22 protein-coding genes and 3 tRNA genes are annotated in these 22903 nt (G+C 64.2%); 10 read left to right on the top strand and 15 right to left on the bottom strand.

Annotated features, from left to right (window positions below; translation table 11 throughout):
* Positions 1-22: 22 nt before the first annotated feature.
* Together AB8841_RS25805 and AB8841_RS25810 are read right to left on the bottom strand one after the other, a co-directional pair.
* Positions 23-1525 carry a tripartite tricarboxylate transporter permease gene (locus tag AB8841_RS25805; protein ID WP_370438612.1) on the bottom strand — a complete coding sequence of 501 codons (1503 nt, stop codon included), beginning with the start codon at positions 1523-1525 and terminating at the stop codon, positions 23-25.
* Entirely contained in the window at positions 1525-2193 is a 669-nt protein-coding gene (locus AB8841_RS25810) for a tripartite tricarboxylate transporter TctB family protein (RefSeq protein WP_370438613.1), read from the bottom strand. The genes AB8841_RS25805 and AB8841_RS25810 overlap by 1 nt, the downstream gene beginning before the upstream one ends.
* Positions 2194-2641: 448 nt before the next feature.
* On the opposite strand from AB8841_RS25810, the gene AB8841_RS25815 reads away from it, so the two are divergent.
* From AB8841_RS25815 to AB8841_RS25825, 3 genes are all read left to right on the top strand, one after another.
* Positions 2642-3310 (top strand): TerC family protein, encoded by a 669-nt coding sequence (locus AB8841_RS25815; protein ID WP_370438614.1) that lies wholly within the window; start codon positions 2642-2644, stop codon positions 3308-3310.
* A gap of 204 nt (positions 3311-3514) precedes the next feature.
* Positions 3515-4216, top strand: coding sequence for an AzlC family ABC transporter permease (locus tag AB8841_RS25820; protein WP_370438615.1), 702 nt, complete (start codon positions 3515-3517; stop codon positions 4214-4216).
* Entirely contained in the window at positions 4213-4536 is a 324-nt protein-coding gene (locus AB8841_RS25825) for an AzlD family protein (RefSeq protein ID WP_370438616.1), read from the top strand. Before AB8841_RS25820 ends, AB8841_RS25825 begins: the two co-directional genes overlap by 4 nt.
* Here the strand turns inward: AB8841_RS25825 and AB8841_RS25830 are convergent.
* The 6 genes from AB8841_RS25830 to AB8841_RS25855 all read right to left on the bottom strand — a co-directional run bounded on the left by AB8841_RS25830 (position 4501) and on the right by AB8841_RS25855 (position 9214).
* A complete protein-coding gene (locus tag AB8841_RS25830; protein ID WP_370438617.1) occupies positions 4501-4980 on the bottom strand; it encodes a low molecular weight phosphatase family protein in 480 nt (159 codons plus the stop codon). The genes AB8841_RS25825 and AB8841_RS25830 overlap by 36 nt on opposite strands.
* 3 nt (positions 4981-4983) lie before the next feature.
* A complete protein-coding gene (locus tag AB8841_RS25835; protein WP_370438618.1) occupies positions 4984-5469 on the bottom strand; it encodes a UPF0262 family protein in 486 nt (161 codons plus the stop codon).
* A gap of 16 nt (positions 5470-5485) precedes the next feature.
* Positions 5486-6778, bottom strand: a complete 1293-nt coding sequence (gene hisD / locus AB8841_RS25840) for a histidinol dehydrogenase (RefSeq protein ID WP_370438619.1) — start codon at positions 6776-6778, stop codon at positions 5486-5488.
* Positions 6778-7215 carry a DUF2948 family protein gene (locus tag AB8841_RS25845; protein WP_370438620.1) on the bottom strand — a complete coding sequence of 146 codons (438 nt, stop codon included), beginning with the start codon at positions 7213-7215 and terminating at the stop codon, positions 6778-6780. Before AB8841_RS25845 ends, hisD begins: the two co-directional genes overlap by 1 nt.
* A gap of 476 nt (positions 7216-7691) precedes the next feature.
* On the bottom strand, positions 7692-8981 hold the full coding sequence (gene murA / locus AB8841_RS25850) for a UDP-N-acetylglucosamine 1-carboxyvinyltransferase (protein WP_370438621.1): 1290 nt from the start codon (positions 8979-8981) through the stop codon (positions 7692-7694).
* Positions 8982-9043: 62 nt separating this feature from the next.
* Positions 9044-9214, bottom strand: coding sequence for a hypothetical protein (locus AB8841_RS25855; RefSeq protein ID WP_370438622.1), 171 nt, complete (start codon positions 9212-9214; stop codon positions 9044-9046).
* Between the two features lie 155 nt (positions 9215-9369).
* Between AB8841_RS25855 and hemA the strand changes: the two genes are divergently transcribed.
* The 3 genes from hemA to AB8841_RS25870 all read left to right on the top strand — a co-directional run bounded on the left by hemA (position 9370) and on the right by AB8841_RS25870 (position 10989).
* Complete coding sequence (gene hemA, locus AB8841_RS25860; RefSeq protein WP_370439367.1) at positions 9370-10596, top strand: 5-aminolevulinate synthase; 1227 nt, start codon at positions 9370-9372, stop codon at positions 10594-10596.
* Positions 10597-10661: 65 nt separating this feature from the next.
* Positions 10662-10736 (top strand) — tRNA-Thr (locus tag AB8841_RS25865).
* Positions 10737-10914: 178 nt separating this feature from the next.
* Positions 10915-10989, top strand: a tRNA-Val gene (locus tag AB8841_RS25870).
* A gap of 226 nt (positions 10990-11215) precedes the next feature.
* Here AB8841_RS25870 and AB8841_RS25875 read toward each other — a convergent pair.
* The 3 genes from AB8841_RS25875 to AB8841_RS25885 form a co-directional block, all read right to left on the bottom strand.
* Positions 11216-12250 carry a hypothetical protein gene (locus AB8841_RS25875; protein ID WP_370438623.1) on the bottom strand — a complete coding sequence of 345 codons (1035 nt, stop codon included), beginning with the start codon at positions 12248-12250 and terminating at the stop codon, positions 11216-11218.
* A 15-nt stretch (positions 12251-12265) separates the two neighbouring features.
* Positions 12266-13636, bottom strand: coding sequence for an MBOAT family protein (locus AB8841_RS25880; protein WP_370439368.1), 1371 nt, complete (start codon positions 13634-13636; stop codon positions 12266-12268).
* Between the two features lie 496 nt (positions 13637-14132).
* Positions 14133-14208, bottom strand: a tRNA-Glu gene (locus AB8841_RS25885).
* 34 nt (positions 14209-14242) lie between these two features.
* On the opposite strand from AB8841_RS25885, the gene AB8841_RS25890 reads away from it, so the two are divergent.
* Both AB8841_RS25890 and rpoH read left to right on the top strand, forming a co-directional pair.
* On the top strand, positions 14243-15301 hold the full coding sequence (locus AB8841_RS25890; RefSeq protein WP_370439369.1) for an RluA family pseudouridine synthase: 1059 nt from the start codon (positions 14243-14245) through the stop codon (positions 15299-15301).
* A gap of 198 nt (positions 15302-15499) precedes the next feature.
* Positions 15500-16399, top strand: a complete 900-nt coding sequence (rpoH, locus tag AB8841_RS25895) for an RNA polymerase sigma factor RpoH (protein WP_370438624.1) — start codon at positions 15500-15502, stop codon at positions 16397-16399.
* Positions 16400-16689: 290 nt separating this feature from the next.
* On the opposite strand, the gene AB8841_RS25900 is transcribed toward rpoH, so the two are convergent.
* Positions 16690-17904: a histidine kinase gene (locus AB8841_RS25900; RefSeq protein WP_370438625.1), complete on the bottom strand. Its 1215-nt coding sequence runs from the start codon at positions 17902-17904 to the stop codon at positions 16690-16692.
* Between the two features lie 32 nt (positions 17905-17936).
* Positions 17937-19229 (bottom strand): adenylosuccinate synthase, encoded by a 1293-nt coding sequence (locus AB8841_RS25905; RefSeq protein WP_370438626.1) that lies wholly within the window; start codon positions 19227-19229, stop codon positions 17937-17939.
* A 364-nt stretch (positions 19230-19593) separates the two neighbouring features.
* Here AB8841_RS25905 and AB8841_RS25910 point away from each other — a divergent pair, with 364 nt between their 5' ends.
* Positions 19594-19959, top strand: a complete 366-nt coding sequence (locus AB8841_RS25910; protein WP_370438627.1) for a hypothetical protein — start codon at positions 19594-19596, stop codon at positions 19957-19959.
* A gap of 21 nt (positions 19960-19980) precedes the next feature.
* On the opposite strand, the gene AB8841_RS25915 is transcribed toward AB8841_RS25910, so the two are convergent.
* Entirely contained in the window at positions 19981-20844 is an 864-nt protein-coding gene (locus AB8841_RS25915; protein WP_370438628.1) for a type 1 glutamine amidotransferase, read from the bottom strand.
* A gap of 76 nt (positions 20845-20920) precedes the next feature.
* Between AB8841_RS25915 and AB8841_RS25920 the strand changes: the two genes are divergently transcribed.
* Positions 20921-21823 carry a DMT family transporter gene (locus AB8841_RS25920; RefSeq protein ID WP_370438629.1) on the top strand — a complete coding sequence of 301 codons (903 nt, stop codon included), beginning with the start codon at positions 20921-20923 and terminating at the stop codon, positions 21821-21823.
* Positions 21824-22026: 203 nt separating this feature from the next.
* On the opposite strand, the gene purU is transcribed toward AB8841_RS25920, so the two are convergent.
* Positions 22027-22899, bottom strand: a complete 873-nt coding sequence (purU, locus tag AB8841_RS25925) for a formyltetrahydrofolate deformylase (protein WP_370438630.1) — start codon at positions 22897-22899, stop codon at positions 22027-22029.
* Positions 22900-22903 lie beyond the last annotated feature (4 nt).

Raw genomic sequence — 22903 nt, forward strand, 5'->3', positions numbered from 1 at the left:
GCACGGCAGCCCCGAAGGCAAGCTACTCCGTGAACACCTCGTCTCTGCCCTTTCGGATGGATGGCAGGAGTGCGATGACGAGCAGGATGACCGCCACGGCGAGGAGGCCCGCGCTGACCGGATGATCGATGAAGGTCGAGAGCGATCCGCGCGACAGGATGAGGGCGCGGCGCAGGTTCTCCTCCATCAGCTTGCCCAGCACGAAGCCGAGCAGCATCGGCGCAGGCTCGAAGCCCAGCTTGATCAGCGTGTAGCCCACGAGGCCGAAGAGAGCGATGAACATCACGTCGGTCGGCAGCGAGTTGATCGAGTAGATGCCGATGGAGCAGAACATCAGGATGGCCGGGAACAGCATCCTGTAGGGCACCTTCAGCAGGCGCACCCACATTCCCACCATCGGCAGGTTGATCACGAGCAGCATCAGGTTGCCCACCCACATGGAGGCGATCATGCCCCAGAACAGGCTCGGGTTCTTGGTCATGACCTGCGGCCCGGGAATGATGCCGTGGATGGTCATGGCGCCGACCATGAGGGCCATCACGGCATTCGGCGGGATGCCGAGCGTCAGGAGCGGGATGAACGAGGTCTGGGCACCGGCGTTGTTGGCCGATTCAGGGCCGGCGACCCCCTCGATGGCGCCGCGGCCGAAGCGGCGCGGATCCTTCGCGATCTTCTTCTCGAGCGTATAGGACGCGAACGGACCCAGCACCGCGCCGTTGCCCGGCAGAATGCCGAGGATCGCCCCGATGAGCGTGCCGCGGATGACGGGCTTGTAGGATTGCCTGAAATCCTCCCGGTTCGGCAGCAGACGGCCGATGGCCTGGCGCACCACGTCGCGGTGCTCGGTGTGATCGAGGTTGCGCATGATCTCGGCGATGCCGAAGATGCCCATAGCCAGCACGGCGAAATCGATGCCGTCGGACAGGAAGGCCAGCCCGAAGGTCATGCGCTCCTCGCCCGTCTCGAGGTCGAGCCCCACCGTGGAGAGCAGAACGCCGACCAGGATCATGGCGATGGCCTTCAGGATGGAGCCGCGGGCCAGAACCACGGCGAAGACCAGGCCCATGACCATCAGCGAGAAATATTCGGTCGGGCCGAAGATCAGGGCCAGGCCCGTGAGCGGCGCGCCGAGCGCCGCGATCACCAGGGTCGCGACCGTTCCCGCGAAGAAGGATCCGATCGCCGCGATGCCGAGCGCCACGCCGGCCCGACCCTGGCGCGCCATCTGGTGGCCGTCGAGAGCGGTCACCACGGAGGTCGCCTCGCCCGGAATGTTGACCAGGATCGCCGTGGTCGAGCCGCCGTATTGCGCGCCGTAATAGATGCCGGCCAGCATGATGAGGGCGCCGGTCGGATCGAACCCGAAGGTGATGGGCAGCAGCATGGCGATGGTGGCGATGGGGCCGACGCCGGGCAGAACGCCGATCAGAGTGCCGACGAGGCAGCCGAGAAAGGCGAGGAGAAGGTTCTGCAGGCTCAACGCGACGCCGAAGCCGAGGCTCAGATTGGACAGAAAGTCACCCATCAGATCCTCCCGCTATGGTCGGCGACGTCGATTGTCTTGTTTCGGGACCCCTTCGTCGCGAAGAAGACCGCGATCCCGGCCACGATCAGGACGGACGCGGTGGCCCGCATGATCGCCTTCTGAGACCATCCGGCGGGAAAGAGGCCGGCGAGCTCCTGCGGGAAGACCGGAATCGGCAGGTTGAGCAGATCGCCGAAGAGCAGCATGCAGAACGGCGTCAGGCTCAGGCTGAGGATCAGGAGTTCCCTGAAACGGGCCTCGGGCGTGGCGTATCCGCCCAGGATGATCCCGAGCGGCCCCGCCACCACCAGGCCAAGGCCGGGCAGCGCCAGGGGGCCGAACGAGAACGGCCGGATCGTCACGGCGAAGGCCAGGATGGACAGGATGATGAAGAAGGGACCGCGCAGGCTCCAGCGCTCCAGCGGTTCCCCGACCCGAATGAACCCATAGGCGATCAGGGCCAAGCCGGACAGGCCGACCCCGACAGCGAGCCAGCGCGGCAGCATCGCGGGCCCCATGGCGTTGAGCGTACCCTGATCGAGATCCCGCGTGAGCCAGAGCGCGAGGGCGGCGAGAGCGATCAGCAGAATGCCGCCGGCTATTCCCTGCGGTGCGCGAACCGCGCCCTGGCGTCCGGCCACGCCGGAGCCTTCGTGAGAAGCTGACATGATTGACCTCCGACGGGCGCTTAACCCGCCCTCATTGTTCCGCTTGAGTTGTGCCCAAGGCCTCGGCCCGGATCAAGCTTGGAGCGTCCGGGACCCCAAGCTTTCTCGACGGTTTCACGGGATTTTCCAGAACTGGCCCCTTGGAACGAAGCCGGATGAAGATCCTTATACGGCACAGGCACCCCTTGAACGCATGGACGGGACGGCTTGATCGGCCGCGCCATGTTGTCTAGATGAATGCCGTTATAGCCAGGCCGGGCCCCTCTGGTCGCTCATACTTTGGGCGGCGATGTCGGACTGGATGAACCAGGGCAGCCTGGATTCGTTCAAGAAGACGGGAGCGCCCGCACCTGAGCCCGAGGCCGATCCAACCGGCTATACGGTGTGGGACAATCGTCTCCGCGAGAGAATCGTACGCGCTGCCCTTCAACCGACAATGAGGCAACGCATGTTCGAACTCTCAAACTATCTCTCCCCCGAGATAATCGCCTTTCTGATGGTGATTGGCATCGACCTGGCTCTGGCCGGAGACAATGCCATCGTCATCGGCCTCGCCGCGGCGGGCCTGCCGAAGGAGCAGCGCAACAAGGCCATCCTGCTCGGCGTCATCGCCGCCACCGTCCTGCGCATCATCTTCGCGCTCGTGACGACGCAGCTCCTGCAGATCGTCGGCCTGCTCCTCGCCGGCGGCATTCTGCTGCTGTGGGTCTGCTGGAAGATGTGGCGCGAGCTGCGCACCAGCCACGCGGACCAGGAATCCGCCGGAGAGGCGCTCGAAGGCAAGGACCTGAACCGGGACGGCACCGTTGCCGGTGGCGCGCCGCGCAAGACCTTCGCCCAGGCGGCCTGGCAGATCGTGATCGCCGACGTCTCGATGTCCCTCGACAACGTGCTCGCCGTGGCGGGAGCCGCGCGCGAGCATCCCTACATCCTGGCCTTCGGACTGCTCCTCTCCATCGCCCTGATGGGCATTGCCGCCTCCTACATCGCCCGTCTGCTCCAGCGTTACCGCTGGATCGCCTATGCGGGTCTGGCGATCATCCTCTACGTGGCCCTCAAGATGATCTATGAAGGCTTCCACGAGATCTATCCGTACGTGAACGCCATGGCCGGCTAGAGCATCGGACGTGAAAAGTGGAATCCACTTTTGGGGTTCCATCCGATGCTCCCTTCTTAGATGAGCGCATCGTTTGAGCGGAAAACCGGATCCACTTTTCGCTAGCGCGGCCCGCCTGGTCCGCACGATGCGCTAAGAAACACCGGACTCGACCTTCGTGTCGATTGACGGCGGAGAGACGGGAGGGCAGAGAGCTTAACCCTCATGCACTCCTCTCTCCGCCCTTTCTTTTCCCAGGCAGGCCTTCGCCATGGCGCGCGCGCCGCGTTGCCCGCCTTCCCCGGCTTCATCATGTTCTCCGCCGCGTTCGGCACGGCGGCGGCTCAGAAAGGGCTTTCCCTCGCCGAGGCGATGGGCCTCTCCGCCTTCGTGTATGCGGGCGCCTCCCAGATGGTCGGGCTCGAGGTCTGGCAGAAGGTCTGGACGCCCACCACCATTCTCACCATCATGACCGTCACGGCCGTCGTGAACGCGCGCATGATCCTGCTCGGCGCGACGGTCCAGCCCTGGCTGCGCCATGAGCCGATGGCCCGCAACGCGCTCAATCTCTTCCTCATCACGGAAGCGGGCTGGCTCGTCGGCACGCGCTACTACAACGAGGGCGGGCGCGACGTCGGCGTGCTTCTCGGCGCCGCGCTCATCCTCTGGATCGTGTGGCAGATCGCGACGATCGTCGGCTTCTTCGCCGGGGCGCTCGTGCCCGAGCCGAAGGCGTTCGGGCTCGACTTCGTGATGCCGATCTTCTTCAGCGTCATGCTGGTTCCCCTCTGGAAGGGCGCGCGCCCCGCCCTCCCCTGGCTCGTGGCGGGCGCCGTGTCCTTCGTGACCCATGCCCTCGTGCCGGGATACGGCTACATCGTCGCCGGCGCCCTGGCCGGCGTCATCGCCGGGATGCTGATCGAATGAGCGGGTTTAGCGCCTTCATCGCGAGTCCCTGGGGCTCGGCTCTCGCCATCGCGGCCATGGCGCTCATCACGTTCCTGTGCCGCATCGGCGGCCTCGTGCTGATGAGCCATGTGCGGATCACTCCGCGGATCGAACGCGGGCTTCGCGCGCTTCCGGGCTCCATCATCGTCGCGACGATCCTGCCGGCGGCCCTCGACAGCGGCTGGCCCGCCTTCGCGGCCTTGGGCGCCGCCGTCGCCGTCATGGCGACCACGCGCGTCGACATTCTCGGCCTGGCCGCAGGCCTAGGCGCCCTTTCCGTCATCAGGGCTTTTCTGTGATCCCTTGAGCCGGGTGCGAATGCGATACATCAGCCCGTCGCGAATGTCGCGATAGGCGTCGAGCACATGGTCGCGCGAGCCCTGCACGATCGCGGGATCGGGCGTCGGCCAATACTCCACATCCGCCGCGATGGTGCGCGTCAATTCGAGCGCGGCGTGATGGGCCTCCGGCGAGAGCGAGATGATGAGGTCGAAATTGAGCCCCTCCCATTCCTCCAGCTCCCCCAAAGTGCGCGGCCTGTGCTTGGATGCATCGATGCCGATTTCCGAAAGGGTGGACACCATGAAGCCATCGGTCTCGCCTTTGCGCACGCCGGCGGACTGCACATAGATGGAGCGGCCGAAATAGTGACGGGCGATCGCTTCGGCCATGGGAGAGCGGACAGCGTTCATCGCGCACACGAACAGCACCGAGTGGATCCGCTTCTGGGGCGTTTCCTCCAAGCGTCAGCCTTTCCAGTGAAGCGCGAAGATCAGCGTGAACAGACGCCGTGCGGTGTCGAAATCCACATCGAGCTTGCCGTCGAGGCGCTGCCGCAGCAGCTCGGCGGCCTCGTTGTGCAGCCCCCGGCGCCCCATGTCGATGGCCTCGATCTGCGCGGGCGATGCGGAGCGGATGGCCTGATAGTAGCTCTCGCAGACCATCTCGTAATCGCGAATGACCTTACGGAAAGGCGTGAGCGACAGGTGGTGGGACACGAGATGCGCGCCGTCCTGAGCCGAAACCTCGAAGCAGAGCTTCTTCTCGATCAGGGAGATGCGCAGGACGTAAGGACCACCCTCGTAGTTCGGCAGGGAGAAGGAATTCTCCTCGAGAATGTCGTAGATGGCGATGGCCCGTTCATGCTCCTGATCGGGATTGCCGCGGCCGATGGAGGCCTCGTCGAGGATGACCGCCACGAGGCGGCACCTCTCCTTCGTTGTGCTCGACATCCCCCCTCCGCAGGCCTCACAGGTTCAGGCGGATCGCCACGGACCGGGCGTGCCCCTCCAACCCCTCGGCGCGCCCGAGAGCGATGGCTGCAGGGCCGAGCGCACGCAAGGCAGCGGGATCGCACTTCAGGATCGAGGATCGCTTCATGAAGTCAAGCACCCCGAGACCGGAGGAGAATCGTGCGGAACGCGCCGTCGGGAGAACATGATTGGGGCCGCCCACGTAATCGCCGATGGCTTCGGGCGTATGGCTGCCGAGAAAGATCGAGCCCGCATTGCGAACCCGGCCTGCCAGCTCCTCCGCATTCTCGGTCTCGATCTCCAGATGCTCGGGGGCGAGGCGGTCGACGAGCGGGATCGCGTTTTCGAGGGTGTCGATGAGAATGATCGCCCCGTAATCGCGCCAGCTCGCACCGGCGATCTCCGCTTTCGGCAGGGTCTGGAGCTGACGCGCGACCGCCCGCTCGACGGCATCCGCCAGGGAGGGGCTGTCCGTCACGAGGATCGATTGTGCCGCGGGATCGTGCTCGGCCTGAGCCAGCAGGTCGGCGGCGATCCAATCGGGATTGGCATGTCCGTCCGCGAGAATGAGCACCTCGGACGGGCCCGCGATCATGTCGATGCCGACCTGGCCGAACACGCGCCGCTTGGCGGCGGCCACATAAGCGTTGCCGGGTCCGACGATCTTGGCGACCGGCGTCACGGATTCCGTACCGTAAGCCAAGGCCGCGACGGCCTGCGCGCCGCCGATGCGGAAGACCTCGTCCACGCCGGCCAGGCGCGCCGCCGCCAGCACGAGCGGGTTCGTCTCGCCCCGTGGCGTCGGCACCACCATGGCGATGCGGGGAACGCCCGCGACCTTGGCCGGCACGGCATTCATCAGAACGGAGGACGGATAGCTCGCGCGGCCGCCGGGAACGTAGAGCCCCACCGACTCGATCGCCGTCCAGCGCCATCCGAGGGTGACCCCGAGAGCGTCCGTCGTCTGGCTGTCCTGGGGGCGCTGGGCCAGATGATAGGTCTCGATGCGCTCCTTCGCGAGGGCGAGCGCGTCGAGGGCCTCCTGCGAGCACTGGCCCTCGGCCGCGTTGATTTCCTCTTCGGAAATCCGCAGCGTTTCCGGCTGCAGCGCCAGACCATCGAAGCGATAGGTGTAGTCGATGAGCGCCTCGTCGCCCCCGGCGATCACGTCGTCGATGATGGCGCGGACGGCCTGATCCACGTCCTCGGACACCTCGCGCTTGGCTGAAAGCAGGGCCGCGAATTCCCTCGGGAACGAAGCATTCCGCGTATCGAGCCGCAGAGCCATCACAGGCGCTCCGCCTGTTGCAGGTCTTCGTGCTGGGGACGGCTTTCGGCGGCCCAGACCGGACCGGTGTCTTTCATCTGCATTTCGATGCACTCCAGGTCCACCTGGATGGCCCCACCGTCGGCAAAGATCAAGGTGGCTGTGCCGGAAGGAGAGTCCCGCTCCTCGAATGCGATCGCAAGAAGGTTAAGAACGGCGTCCTTGTCGGTCTGATCGATCCCGCGCACGCGCACCGCCTTCACATGCTCGAAATGCATGCAGGTCAGCCGGCGCTGGGGTGTGTCGGCCTCCCAATCGTACCGGCGCGTCTGGATCGCGAACCGGCGCTCCTTGGGCAGGTAGACGATATCCCCGACCCGGAGGAGCGAATCCTGCAGGTGAGTCGAGATGACAGCCAGATCGTCCGGGTCTAACGCAACGAGTCTCAGAAGGTCCATGGCTCTTAACCTATGTTGGGCTCTAAACCTATGTTGAACTTTGATGTTTAGGTAGAGAGCCCCTGCCCTCCGCGCAACCTGTGGTCCGGTGCCCTGGTTGGGTCTTTCGGCCTGAGAGGCGCGCTTGGCCGACCGCGACGGCCTCACGGCGAAAGGGATTGTTCCGGGGCGCCGCAGGCGAGCCCGGGATTCATCACCGCTGACGATGAAGAATGAGGTGCATGGTCGCCGCTGCGCTCGTTGCTAAATCGTCAGCGGATAGGCATCCCCGCCCGCGCGGGGATGCCGAAGAGGATGGACACGACGGAGAAAAGCCATGCGGCCGCAAGCGCGGCGGCTAGAACATCGGACGCGGGAAGTGGACTCCACTTTTGGGATCGAATCCGATGCTCCCTCCTTGGAAAGAGCGCATCGTTCTTGCGAAAAACCGGATCCACTTTTTCGCACGATGCGCTAGACCGCATGCCTCCCGCTCGTCAGCCTCGCAGGCGCTCGATCGCGGCTCCGCACCGGGCGAGCTTGGCCTCCAGGGCCTCGAAACCACGGTCGAGGTGATAGACGCGGTTGATGGTGGTCTCGCCATCGGCCACCAGCCCGGCGATCACGAGGGATACGGAGGCACGCAGGTCCGTCGCCATCACGGGCGCTCCCTTCAGACCCGGAACGCCGTCCACATAGGCGCTGTCGCCGTCGAGGCGGATTTGGGCTCCCAGGCGGGCCAGTTCCTGCACATGCATGAACCGGTTCTCGAAAATCGTCTCCCGGATCCGCGACGTGCCGTTGGCCCGGGTCATGAGAGCCATGAACTGCGCCTGCAGGTCCGTCGGGAAGCCGGGGAAGGGATCGGTCGTCACATCCACGGCCTGAATGCCGTTGCCGTTGCGGCGGATACGGATGCCGCTATGGGTGGAGGAGACTTCGGCCCCGGCCTGGCCGAGGACGTCGAGGGCGGCCTGCAGATAGTCGGGACGGGTGTTTTCCAGCACCAGATCGCCGCCCGTCATGGCCACCGCCATGGCATAGGTGCCGGTCTCGATGCGGTCGGGCATCACGTCATGGGACGTCCCGTGGAGGCTGGTGACGCCCTCGACCACGATCTCGGAGGTCCCGGCCCCCGTGATCTTCGCGCCCATCTTGACGAGGCATTCGGCGAGATCCACCACCTCGGGCTCGCGGGCGGCATTGCGGATCACGGTGGTGCCCTTGGCGAGCGTCGCCGCCATCAGGGCCACATGCGTGCCGCCCACCGTCACCTTCGGGAAGTCGATCTCGGCGCCGTGGAGGCCCTTGGGAGCGGTCGCGACCACGTAGCCCGCCTCGATCTCGATGGCCGCGCCAAGCTTGGCGAGAGCCATGATGAGAAGGTCCACCGGACGGGTGCCGATGGCGCATCCGCCCGGCATGGAGACCTTGGCATGGCCGAATCGGGCGACCAGCGGGGCGATGACCCAGAAGCTGGCCCGCATGGTGGAGACCAGCTCGTAGGGCGCGCAGGTGTCGATGATCGTCTTGGCCGACAAACGGATGGTCTGCCCGGTCTCCGAGGACTGGCCGGGCCGGCGGCCCGCGATGGAATGGTCGAGGCCGAAATTGCTCATGATCCGCAGGAGGGAGGAGATATCCGCAAGTCTCGGAACGTTGCCGAGTTCCAGGGTCTCCTCGGTGAGCAGGCTCGCGATCATGAGGGGCAGGGCCGCATTCTTGGCGCCGGAGATCGGAATCAACCCGTTGAGAGGCGCGCCGCCCCGGATGCGAATGCGATCCATGAAATCTTATCCCCTTTTGAACTGGTCAGTGCCGACGCTATGCGCGTCCTTGACATTATAGGCTAGTCGGACGGCTTGTCGCGTTCAGGCGCAACATCGGAGCGTTCCGCATCGGTCGAGGCAGCCTTGGCCGCCTGCTGGCGTCCGCGCGCCTGCGCCTTACGTTTTCTCAGGTTTTCCTTTAAAGCCGCCTTAAGCCGCTCAGCCTTGTCTTGCGATTTCCCGTCAGTCATGGTTCACGCGACCCATCGTCGCCTCGTCCAATAAAGGCTTCGCAAGCGGCCCTCAACCGCAATATCGAAGTTTCGACCTTTGACCAGGATCAATGCCATCTGGCATAATACGCGCGCACAATCCCCGGGCATTGCGTTGCCCACCCGGTGAGATGATGGATTATCAGACCTATTTTACGTCAGCCCTCGACCGCCTCCAGGCAGAGCGTCGCTATCGTGTATTCGCCGAGATCGAGCGGCAGGCGGGCCGCTTTCCCCACGCTACCTGGCACAGCCCCGAGGGCCCGCGCCCCATCACGGTCTGGTGCTCGAACGATTATCTCGGCATGGGCCAGAACCGGGACGTGACCCGCGCCATGGTGGAGGCCGCCTGGCGGCTGGGCACCGGCGCCGGCGGCACCCGCAACATTTCCGGCAACAGCCATCCGATCGTCGCGCTCGAGGCCGAGCTCGCCGACCTGCACGGCAAGGAAGCCGCCCTGGTCTTCACCTCGGGCTACGTCTCGAATCAGACCGGCATCTCGACGCTCGCGAAGCTGATTCCCGGCTGCCTGATCCTGTCGGACGCCCTGAACCACAACTCCATGATCGAGGGCGTGCGCCAGTCGGGGTGCGACAAGGCGATTTTCCGCCATAACGATCTCGAGCATCTGGAGGAGCTTCTCCAGGCCGCCGGCGACCGGCCGAAGCTCATCGTGTTCGAGAGCGTGTATTCCATGGATGGGGACATCTCCCCGATTCACGCCATCTGCGATCTGGCCGAGCGCTACAACGCCATGACCTATCTCGACGAGGTCCATGCGGTGGGCATGTACGGCCCCCGCGGCGGAGGCATCGCCGAGCGCGACGGCGCGATGCACCGGGTCGACGTGATTGAAGGCACCCTCGGCAAGGCCTTCGGCGTGATGGGCGGCTACCTGACCGGCACGAAGGCCGTGATGGATGCCGTGCGCAGCTTTGCCCCGGGCTTCATCTTCACGACCGCCCTCCCCCCGGCCGTGGCAGCGGCCGCCACCGCGTCGATTCGGCACCTGAAGGCCTCCTCCAAGGAGCGGCAAATGCAGCAGCGGCAGGTGGCCCGCACGAAGCAGGTCCTCAGCGGCCTCGGCCTGCCGATCATGGATACCGTGACCCACATCGTTCCCGTCATGGTCGGAAACGCGGAGGCCTGTAAGGCCGCCTCGGACCGCCTGCTGGAAAAGCACGGAATCTATATCCAGCCGATCAACTATCCCACCGTGCCACGAGGCACGGAGCGCCTGCGCATCACGCCCGGACCGTTCCACACCGACGCGCATGTCAACGCCCTGGGTGCCGCCCTTGTGGAGGTCTGGGGCGCCCTGAAACTCCCCTTGAGCCAAAAAGTGCAGGCCGCCGAATAAAAGATCGATTTCAATCTTGCACAGAGGGCCGTGCTGTGGCACTAAGCGGCCCTCCTCGTTGGCGGGCTGCCGTAGCTCAGTGGTAGAGCACTCCCTTGGTAAGGGAGAGGTCGAGAGTTCGATCCTCTCTGGCAGCACCATCGATCTCCTTGAAGGTTCTATACCTTTTTGGATCGACCCTCTGAGAGCCTTCGTCTCGACGAGACTTGGCAGTATATTGGCGGCAGTTCAAATGCTTCCCATCAGAACGGAAGATCTCAAGGTCCTGGAGGTTTAATTCCTCATCGTCCCACCCGGCAGAATCTTCGTATGGGTTCTGGGCGCGTAGCTCAGTGGGAGAGCACTACGTTGACATCGTAGGGGTCGCTGGTTCAATCCCAGCCGCGCCCACCATTCCCACAGCATCGGACGTGACATCGCCCCCATCCGATGCATCGGGTCTCTGTTTTGAGCATCTCTTCACGCCAAGCCGGGTCCGCTTTTTCGCACGATGCTCTCCTTGCTTGAGCATCTTTCCATGCAAGACCAGTTCCCACTTTTGGGAATGAATCCGATGTTCCCACGATAGAACAGCGCATCGTTCTTGCGAAAAACCGGGTCCACTTTTTCGCACGAGGCGCTAGGCGCGCGTGCGGGGCGAAAGCTCCATGGATGCCCTCTCCCGAAGATGTCGTAGCGCCGCGGCGATGTCGTCTTCAATCTTACGCGCGATGGGGTGACGATAATGGATCTGGTCGATGAAGAGCTCGGTTCTCTTCAGGTCCGGGCGATCATGCCACCAATCGACCACAGCCGTGTTGGGCCGCCTCGCCGCCAGTTCGGTGAAGGCTTGCCGGCAGGCTTGTTCGGATGTGTAGCGCGGGGTTTCGGGCTTCGGCTGCTTTGCGGAAAATACCGGTGGGAACACCAGAACGACGGAAAGATCGGCCGGTAAGGTCGCGAGTTTCCGCTCCAGCACCTGGACCGCCGGAAACGATCCGTCCGGATAACCTCGCTGATCGTTTCCTTGCCTGAACAAGCCCTCGCGCCAGCGCCGTGGATCCGCAAGGAGTTCGGCATAGAACGGCTCATAGTCCCAATAGCCGTCCATCGCCGATTGCGCCTTCGCGCTTCGAACGAGGCCCAGACGTCGCCCGGCCTGCTCGAGGCTGCTGACGCTGAGCAGACCGGAGAGGTATTCGACGGAGGAGTCCCTGAAACGCCAGAACGGGAAGGGATTCTCGCCTGCTCGCTGAGGATCGCGCGTGCACCATGTGTCCCGATTGACGCTGATCACCAGAGCTTTTGCGGCGCGATCATGATGCTTCATGAACCAATCGATGACCGTGAGCTGCTCGGGAATCTGAGATCCAGGCACGGAGAGCTGCGCGAAGGGAAGCCCTGTGAGCTCGGTCAGCCGCGACGGCTTGATGAGAGCGATTGTCGAGTTGCCGATGACCGCCGCCTTGAATTTCGGGCTGCGGCCGACGCTGGCTGTCGCATTGACATCCTTCTGTCCGTAGAGATTGGGCTCACCCGAGAACGGCGATCGCCCCGTGTCATAAGGATCGATCAGATAGAGACCGCCCAAGAGCGCCAGGAACAAACCAACAATGGAGCAGACCGCCCACGATACGAACCGGCTCCAGGCCTGATGTTGTGCTTCTGCGATCATTGGATCTTCCGCCCGTCAAAACTGGAAGTAGATGAATTCGTAATTGGCCGCGTCCCCGATCTGGAACAGGACAGCGAGGAGAACCACGGCAAAACCGACGGCGATCGAGCGCCGGGGCGGCATCAGCTTGGCAACAGCCCACGCCGTTGGGCCAAGGCAGGCGACGGCTGCCGCTATGGCAATTGCGCGCCACTTGAACGCCGTACCCAGCGGTGCAAGGCCGAACAATCCCTCGTAAATTCTCAGTGCCGCATCGAAGTTCGGGGCCCGGAACAGCACCCAGGCGAACATGACGAACAGCATCGTCAACACCCAGCCTGCAGCAGCCGGCATGCGCAGCCCTGCCCGGCGCCAGATGGCACCCGTCGCGAGCCCGAGCCCATGTGCCATGCCCCATGCGACGAAGGTCAGGCCGGCCCCGTGCCAGAGACCACCCAGCGCCATGGTCGCGAGGAGTGCGCAGAGCTGGACGGCCATGCCATTTCGGCTGCCGCCGAGAGGGATATACAGATAATCGCGCAGGAAGCGGGACAGCGTCATGTGCCAGCGCCGCCAGAAGTCCTGCAGGGACGTGGCGTTATAGGGCCTGTCGAAGTTGGGCGGCAGGACGATCCCGAGCATCAGGGCCATGCCGAGAGCCATGTCCGTATAGCCGGAGAAGTCGAAATAGATCTGGAACGTGAAGCCGAGTGTCCCCTGCCAGGCCTCAGCGACCGAGACACTCCCGCGGGAGGCTTGTTCGAAGATCGGGTTGACGTACTCCGCCAGAGGGTCGCTGATGAACACCTTCTTGACCAAGCCGAACGTGAGCAACATGAGACCGCGCCCGAAACGCTCCGCCGCATCCGGGCGCTTGTACGGCCTTTCTTCAAACTGGTGCATGATTTCGCTCCAGCGCACGAGCGGGCCGGCGAGCACCTGAGGGAAGAAGGCGATGTACAGCGCGTAGCGGACAAGGCCGTAGCGTGGCGCGCGTCCGGCTTTGAGATCGACGAGATACATCACGTGGTGGAATGTGAAGAACGAAATGCCGAGCGGCAAGCCGATGTCCCATTTCGGAATGGCGATACCAGGAATGAGATCGGCCCAACCCGTGAAGAAGTTGAAGTATTTGAAGACTCCGAGAACGATCAGATTGCCAACAAGAGCCAACGTGATCAGCACGCCTTGCCGCGTTCGCAAAAAGGCTTGGGCGACGAACCAGTTCACCAGGATCGAGACTGCGAGAAGTGGCGTGAAGCGCCAGTCCCAGTAGCTATAGAACAGGAACGAAAGCAGGAGCAGGAGAGGAAGCCGCCATTGCGGCCTGAATTGCTCGACAACCCAATGGAGCATCAGGGATGCGGGAAGGAAGACGAGCAGGAACGCAAACGAATTGAAGAGCATGAGGAGCCAGGACACCGGTTGGTTCACCGGGTATCGAGGCCTCGGCGTTCAGAAACCTCCGTCCGGATCTTCGAAGAACCCTCCCTGACGTGACGATACCAAGTCAAGGTTTCAAAGAATGGCTGTTGGAGTTAGTCGAGGCATGTGCTGAATATGCCACATTGTAGCAAGAAGTATGCGCGCATCTTCAGACGTAGTATGGAAACGCTCAACCGCGCAGTCTGCTGGAGAACAGCCTTGGGTGCAGGCAGCTTATAAGGACACCACAACGGCGCCCTGTTCATCACGTCTCGAAGCAGGATCGGGCCGAGATGAGCGGCACGAACGGCCCGAACGCCGAAAGAGGCAGATCAGCAAACGCGAAACAGTCGACCTGCTCACGGGCTCGAGCGTCAGCCTCGCGGGCCGCAGCAAGACGCAACGCAGGTTCGAAGCAACGACTTTGGCAACGAAAACGCAAAAGCCCCGCATGGGCGGGGCTAAGCCTTTGAACCTTTGGCGCTCCCTAGGGGACTCGAACCCCTGTTTTCGCCGTGAGAGGGCGACGTCCTAGACCGCTAGACGAAGGGAGCTAGCAAGGTGGTGGCCGCTCGTATAACCACCATCATGAATCGCTTCAAGCCCTTTCTCTCAAAAAAGAGAGGGCGACGTCAAAATGAGGATGTGGTGGACGATACGACCCAGCAGGAATGGACCCTGAGTGAAGAAACGGCGACGGAGCGGCTGGATCGCGTGCTGGCGCGCCTGGCCAGCGACATGTCGCGCAGCCGTCTGCAGGCCCTCATCCGAGACGGCCAGGTGACAGTCGACGGCGCGCCCGCGCTCGATCCGGGCCGCAAGGTGGGCGCAGGCGCACGGATCGTCCTGCAGGTGCCTCCCCCCATTGCGGCGGAGCCCCAAGGCGAGGCCATGGACTTGTCCATCGTCTATGAGGACGACGATCTGATCGTGATCGACAAGCCGGCGGGATTGGTGGTCCATCCGGCGGCCGGACACGAATCGGGCACCCTGGTCAATGCGCTCATCGCCCATTGCGGCGAGAGCCTCTCGGGCATCGGCGGCGTGAAGCGCCCCGGCATCGTGCACCGGCTCGACAAGGATACCTCCGGCCTTCTCGTCGTGGCCAAGAACGATCTGGCCCATCAGGGCCTCGCGGAGCAGTTCGCCGATCACGGCCGCACGGGCCCGCTCGAAAGACTTTATCTCGCTCTTGTCTGGGGCGTTCCGGAGCGCAGGCGCGGCACCGTGGAGGCAGCGCTCGCCCGCAGCCAGCACAACCGGGAGAAGATCGCGATCGTGTCCGACGACAACGAGCGTGGCCGTTATGCCATCACCCATTACGAGGTTGTCGAAGCTTTGCCCCCGACCGCGCCGGTCGCCGCTCTCGTGCAATGCGAACTGGAGACGGGACGCACGCACCAGATCCGTGTCCATATGGCCCATATCGGCCATCCCCTCCTCGGCGATTCCGTTTACGGATCGGGGTTCAAGACCAAGGCGAACCGCCTTGCCCCGGACCAGAAGGAGGCGCTCACGGCGCTGAACCGGCAGGCGCTGCATGCGGCGGTCCTGGGCTTCGAGCATCCCAGGACAGGCGAGTTCCTGCGGTTCGAAAGCCCCATTCCGGCGGATCTGGCAAGGTTGCTGCAGGCTTTGAAAGCTTGAGGGAGCAAGCGTCAATGCGTCGCAAAATTCAGCCACGCTGGCACCCTTGCGTTGCTGAAGCGTTCACCAGGTCTTGAAGTCCGGCGCCTCTATCCGGACACGGTTGAACCGCTTATATAAGGAAGTTGGGCGGCCGGCCATTGAGGGGGCTGCCTCAGGCTTGCCTCACGGAAAGAGGGAGCCAAAGGAGGAGAAGATATGGCTGCAGCGCTTCCAGTGCTTGCCAATGAAGGGGGCCTGTCCCGCTATCTCGACGAAATCCGTCGCTTCCCCATGCTCGAGCCGCATGAGGAATATATGCTCGCCAAAAGCTGGCGGGAGTATGGAGACCGCGAGGCCGCCCATAAGCTCGTGACATCCCACCTGCGCCTCGTCGCCAAGATCGCCATGGGTTACCGTGGCTATGGCCTGCCGATCAGCGAGGTGGTCTCAGAAGGCAATGTCGGCCTCATGCAGGCCGTCAAGCGCTTCGAGCCCGACAAGGGCTTCCGCCTCGCCACATATGCCATGTGGTGGATCAAGGCGGCGATTCAAGAATACATCCTGCGATCCTGGTCCCTCGTGAAGATGGGCACCACCGCGAACCAGAAGAAGCTGTTCTTCAACCTGCGCAAGGCCAAGGGCCGCATCTCCGCGCTGGACGAAGGCGACCTGCGTCCCGATCAGGTGAAGCAGATCGCCACCCAGCTCGGCGTGACGGAGCAGGACGTGGTGGACATGAACCGCCGCCTCGGCGGCGACGCCTCCCTCAATGCGCCCCTGCGCGACGAGGGCGAAGGCGGAGGCGAGTGGCAGGATTGGCTCGTCGACCAGAGCGAAAGCCAGGAGCAGGTGCTCGTGGAGGAAGAGGAAGGCCAGAACCGGCTGACTGCGCTCCGCAATGCCCTGACCGTCCTGAATCCGCGCGAGCGCCGGATCTTCGAGGCCCGCCGTCTCTCGGACGACCCCATCACGCTGGAGGAGCTTTCGACCGAGTTCGGGGTCTCCCGTGAGCGCGTCCGCCAGATCGAGGTCCGCGCCTTCGAGAAGATCCAGGAGGCGGTGAAGAAGAACCTCACCCAGATCGAGAGCACGCCCTCGGCCGAGGCCCCGGTCTGATCCCACTCGGTCTAAAGCATCATGCGGACCCAGCGGGCCGCGCGAGCGAAAAGTGGATCCTGTATTCGCTGACGCGGCCCTTCGGGTCCGCTCAAACGATGCGCTCATCCAAGAAGGGAGCATCGAATGCAAAAGCGGGAACCGGTTTTGCGTGGAAAGATGCTCGCAATCAAAATGTTACATCATCGGACGTGAGTTCGATTGCACGTCCGATGATGTAACCCTGCAAGCCCTCATGAAAAAGCCGCGCCTCCAGGCGCGGCTTTTTGATTGCCCTGTAGCGCGCTGCCTTACTGCCACTGGCTGAAGGCGCTGTTCAGAACCTGCTCTCCGGAAGCACCCTTCTCGAAGCTGAGAATAGCGCGCTGGCCCGAAGCCATGCGGACGGGCAGATCGATCCAGTTCCGGCGCACGAAGAGCTCCGTGTTGCGCTCGACATCGCCCTGCAGGTTGGACAGACCGATCAGGAACAGGTTCTCGCGCACCGGCACCGGAAGACCCGCGATCGGCGTGCCGCGCGCGGCCTCTTCGTTCTTGAACTGGAGGAGGCCGACGTCGCGGATCACCCGGCCGCTGTCGCCCGCACGGGTGGTGAACGTGAGCTCGACCGTATGAGACGCGGGAAGAGTCGAATCCAGGTTACGGCGTAGCACCATTTTCATGGTCACCCCCGCATCGGGAATTTCGATATTCGCCGTGACCGCCTTCTCGAGCGGCTGCCCCTGGCCGGGGTTCACGTCTTCGAGCCGCCAGACCACGCGCCCCACATAGGCCTTGGGCGTCTGCGGATTGGTGGCGTCCTCCTCGTAGAAGACGGCGCGATGCGCCACTCCGATGGCCTGCCCCGCGTTCGGGGAGCCGGCGGGGGCCTGTCCGCCGACGCGCTCTTCGATTTTTGGCGATTCCTGGCTGGCCGGTGCTTCCTGAGAAGCTTGGGCGACCGGCGTCTCGGGAATGGGGCTGTCCGAGCGGCTCTGCCACCAGGCCAGCCCTCCGATGAGGAGGAGCACGAGAAGGATCGCCCCGCCGAGCATGACCGAGCGCATCTGCCGGTTGCTCTGCATAGCCGGATGCGGCCGGCTGTCGACCCGCGGACGGGCAGGCGGAGCCGCCTCCTCGACGGTTCGGGGAGCCGGCACAGGCTGCGGTGCAGGCTGCGGCTCTCCCTGAGAGGTTGTCCGCGGCGGGGCCTGCCTCGGCGTCATCACGCTGCGCAGCCGCTCCGCCGGTGTCTGAGGCGCCTGATCCTCGACCAGCATCTCGGCGAAGGCATTCGGATCGAAGCCGGCCGGAGGTGGCGTGTAATCCGCTTCGACGCGCGTGATCGCATCATCGAGGGACGCGCGCTCCCGCTGGATGTCCGCCTCGGACAGAGGCGGATTGAGGGAGCGCAGCTGAGCCACCAACGCCGTTCGGGCGCGCTCGTAAACGGCGCGCCGCGCGACGGACGTCTGCTCTGTCAGGCCTTCGACGGCCCGTACAATGAGAGGGTAATAATCTGCCATTTCCTTGGGAATGACCCGCAGAAGCTCCGCCGTCAACCCTCAAAGGGGTTCTTCATGAGGATTGTATCGTCGCGTTCGGGCGATGTGGACAAGACCGCCACGGGCGCACCGATCAATTCCTCGATACGACGGACATATTTGACGGCCTGGGCCGGCAGATCCGCCCAGGACCGCGCGCCGGCCGTCGAACCGCTCCAGCCCTCGAACTCCTCGTAGATCGGCTCCACCCGCGCCTGAGCCCCCTGGCTCGCCGGGAAATAGTCGATCGTCTGTCCGTCGAGCTTGTAGCCGACACCGATCTTGATGGTGTCGAACCCATCCAGGATGTCGAGCTTGGTGAGCGCGATGCCGTCGATTCCGGACGTGCGCACCGTCTGGCGCACCAGGGTGGCATCGAACCAGCCGCAGCGGCGCTTGCGGCCCGTCACCACGCCGAACTCCTTGCCCTTCTGGCCGATCAGCTCGCCGGTCTCGTCGTGGAGCTCCGTCGGGAACGGCCCCTCGCCCACGCGGGTGGTATAGGCCTTGGCGATGCCCAGGACATAGCCGACGCCGCCCGGGCCGAGACCCGATCCGGTCGCGGCTTGGCCCGCCACCGTGTTCGAGGAAGTGACGAAGGGATAGGTGCCGTGATCGACATCGAGCAGCGCGCCTTGCGCTCCCTCGAACAGAATGCGCTTGCCGGCCCGGCGCTCCTCGTCGAGGAGGCGCCACACGGCGTCCATGTAGGGGAGCACCTTCGGGGCGACCGAGGACAATTCCTCATAGATCTCCTCGGGCTTGAACTCGTCGAGGCCGAAGCCGCGGCGCAAGGCATTGTGGTGCGTGAGCAGCCGCTCGATCTTGTCGCGCAGCGAGGGAAGGTCGGCGAGATCCATGAGGCGGATGGCGCGGCGGCCCACCTTGTCCTCATAGGCGGGCCCGATGCCGCGCTTGGTGGTGCCGATCTTCGTGCCCGCGCTGCCGCTCTCGCGCAGAGCGTCGAGCTCGCGATGGATCGAGAGGATGAGCGTCGCGTTCTCGGCCACGCGCAGGTTGTCGCGGGAGATCGACACGCCCTGCTCGGACAGCCGCTCGACCTCCGCCGCGAGGGCGTGCGGATCGAGGACCACGCCGTTGCCGATGACGGAGAGCTTGTTGGGGCGCACGACGCCGGAAGGCAGCAGCGACAGCTTGTAGACCTTGTCGCCGATCACGAGGGTATGGCCGGCATTGTGCCCGCCCTGGAACCGCACGACCACGTCTGCCTGTTCAGACAGCCAGTCGACGATCTTGCCCTTGCCTTCGTCGCCCCACTGGGCGCCCACGACAACTACGTTCGCCATCGCTCAAGCCTCACATGAAAAAACCCCGGCGCAAGGCCAGGGTTGGGTAAAAACCTTGCAAACCCTCTTGGTGGATCGCGCGTCTCAGGTCAAGCCGGAATGAGCCTTGTCCCATGCATCATACTCCGCCCTGATGTGCGCCAGATGTCCCATGTCTCCAGCTTTTCAAGGGACGGGCGAAGCCATGCGGGATGATCTCCGAGGCCGGCCGCTACATCCACAGCCGGGGCTGCCGCCAGGCGGGGCTGACAGCGCGAGGGAAGGTACGGGTATGGAGCCATGGGAAGCGCCGACATCTTTCCCAACGGCGCATGGTTATCTAGATCCCCTTGGGAGAGCGATTGGTGCATCTCTGGGGGCTGTCGTGAAAAGAGTTATCGTCGTTGTTGGCATCGCGCTCGGCGCGGCGGGCTGCGTACCGGCGGCCTATGAGGCCACTCAGCTTTCATGCGCGGACTTTATCGGCAGGCCGATCTCGGAGCGCATCGCGGCTCTCGGGCCGCCCCAGGCGACCTACCGCATCAGCCCGACCGAGGTGGGATACGTATTCGAGACCAAGGAGACGGCGTTCGTCGGCGGCTACGAATATTACACGGTCAATTATCTGGTCGGGGCCGATCGGCACCATACGCCGATCTACCCGGTCACCACCAAATGCCGGGGCTTCGTGGTCAGCGCGCCCTCCCCCGCCACTCCGGTCTCCGAGCGCGTCATCGTGAATGTGCTCTGAGGTTCGGAAAGCCGTCGGGGATCAGGCCCGCCCCCGCGCGCTTTTCTCGGCCTTGACCCGGTGCTCGATGAAGTTGCGGATCTCGCGGGTGCGGCAGGCCGGATCCAGAACCTCGGCATCGACCCCATGCCGCCAGGAGAGATCGAAGCGGGACGGATCCTTGTCGAGGATCGTCAGGTCGTCCGTGTAGGACACGACCTCCTCGGGCGTCCGGCAGAAGCCCTCGCGGATCAACAGGTCCGTGCGCTGGCGCATGATCGTGGCCAACTCCGTCAGGCTGAATTCCGGATGATACTGCACGCCCCAGAACACGCCTCCGTCCCGCCGGATCTCCGCCGCTTGAACCGCCGAGACCGGATTGGTCGCAATCACCGTGGCGTCGTCGGGCAGCGCCGTGACCATGTCGAGATGAATGGCAGGGGCGTCGTAGACCTCAGGCCGCCCTGCCAGCATGGGATGGCCTCTCCCCTCCTCCGTCGGCCGCAGGCGCCGGGCGAAGCCCACCTCGCGGCCGAGCGGGTTCTTCTGCACGTCCCCGTCCGCCGCGACGGCCGCCACCTGCAGCCCCCAGCAGGACCCGAAGGATGGGGTGCCCGAGGCGTAGATCGCCCGCATCAGGTCGACCTGGCGCAGGATCTCGGGTGTCCGGTCGTAGATGTTCAGATGCGAGCCGGTCAGCACGATCCCGTCATAGGACGCGAGCCCCGCCCGATCGGGCAGGTTCGCGCCCTCGTCCGTCGGAAAGGCGATGTCGCAGACGGCGTCCCGCGCGATGGCATGGATCACCTGCGCATAGGACTCCGACAGCATTTGGCCATAGGCCGCCTTGTGGGCCTCCCTTGCACCGCGCGTATTGCCCTCGACCACCAGAAACCTTAAGGCCATAACCGTCACCCGCTTCGTTGAGCGCTGGTTTATCGAAACTGTGCGCGGCGGCAAGCGTCATGAGGTCCGGCCGTCCATGAAAATCCCGCGATCGCTCGGCAAGGGACTTTGGGACAGGGCCTATCTGCTCCTGATCCTCACCGCGCTCATGTGGGGCGGCAACGCCATTGCCGGACGCCTTGCCGTCGGCCAGGTCTCGCCGATGCTGCTCACCTGCATCCGCTGGGCCATCGTGGCCGCCATCCTGGGTCCGCTCGTGGGGCGGCAGGTCATGGCCGAATGGCCGCAGATAGGAGCGCGCTGGCCCTTCTTCGTCCTCATGGGCTCGTCGGGCTTCACCGCCTTCAACGCCCTGTTCTATGCCGCAGCCTACCACACGAGCGCGATGAATCTCACGATCTTCCAGGGCGCCATCCCGGTGCTCGTGCTGATCGGCACGATCCTGTTCTTCGGCTCGCGCGTGATCCCGCTGCAGATCCTCGGCATGATCGTGACGCTCCTCGGCGTCGTCCTGGTCTCGGTGAAGGCGGATCTCGAGGTTCTCAAGGCGCTCGCGCTCAATATCGGCGATGTCTGGATGCTGATCGCCTGCGTCTTCTATGCGGGTTATACGCTGGGCCTGCGCCGTCGCCCGCCCGTATCCGGCCTCGTCTTCTTCACGGCTCTCGCCGGCGTGGCGTTTCTATCCTCGCTGCCCCTGCTCGCCATGGAAATCGCGCAAGGCGCCATGCAGTGGCCAACCTGGAAGGGATGGCTGATCCTTCTCTATATCGGCTTTTGCCCGTCGCTCATCTCGCAGATCTTCTTCATCCGCGGCGTCGAGCTGATCGGCCCGGCGCGGGCGGGATTGTTCGTCAACCTGGTGCCGGTCTTCGGCGCGCTGCTCGCCGTGCTGCTGCTCGGCGAACCCTTCGCCTTCTATCACGCGCTCGGCCTGTTCCTGGTGCTTGGCGGCATCTGGCTTGCTGAGCGGAAGTGAGAGCTGCGCTCCTCGTTCTCGGGCCTTTCCGTCATGGCCGGGTCGAGCCCGGCCATTCGCGTAGAGCCTACAGCATCGGACGTGAAAAGTGGACCTGCACGTTTGGGACCCATCCGATGCTTTCACCTTGAATGAGAGCATCGTTCGGGCGGACCCGAAGGGCCGCGTCAGCCAAAACCGGATCCACTTTTTCGCACGATGCGCTAATCCGCGAACACCACGGTCTTGCGGCCGTTGAGGAGGATGCGATCTTCCAGGTGGTCGCGCACCGCGCGGGCGAGGACGCGCCGCTCGATGTCGCGGCCCTTGCGCACCAGGTCCTCCGCGCTGTCGCGATGGGTGATCGGCTCCACATCCTGCGCGATGATCGGCCCCTCGTCGAGGTCGGACGTGACGTAATGGGCGGTCGCCCCGATCAGCTTCACGCCGCGGGCATGAGCCTGGTGGTAGGGCTTGGCGCCCTTGAAGCTCGGGAGGAACGAGTGATGGATGTTGATGCAGCGGCCCGAAAGCTTCGCCGCGAGCCCGTCGGACAGAACCTGCATGTAACGGGCGAGCACCACGAGATCGGCCTGTGAATCGCGAATGAGCGACCAGATTTTCGCCTCCTGCTCGAGCTTCGTGTCCCTCGTGACCGGCAGGTAGTGGAACGGAACGCCGCCCAGATCCACATGGCTGTAGGCCTCGACGGGATGGTTGGCGATGACGCCGACGGGCTCGAAATCGAGTTCACCGATGCGCCAGCGATAGAGCAGGTCCGCAAGGCAGTGATCGAACTTGGACACCATGAGCATGATGCGCCGGCGCTCGCCCTGATCGCGCAGGGCCCAGCCCATGCCGAAACGCTCGGCCAGCGGCGCGAAGCCCTCCTTGAGCGCCTCGATATCTGCTTGCCCGTTCACCGGGTTGAAGACGACGCGCATGAAGAAGCGGTCGGTCTGGATGTCGTCGTATTGCTGGGCATCGAGGATGTTGAGGCCCGCATCGGACAAATGCCCCGCCACGGCGGCAACGATGCCGGGACGGTTCGCGCAGGCGAGCGTCAGGACGAAGCGTTGTGACGGGGAAACGGCCATGTCT

Source organism: Microvirga sp. TS319 (genome assembly GCF_041276405.1).
Classification (GTDB): domain Bacteria; phylum Pseudomonadota; class Alphaproteobacteria; order Rhizobiales; family Beijerinckiaceae; genus Microvirga.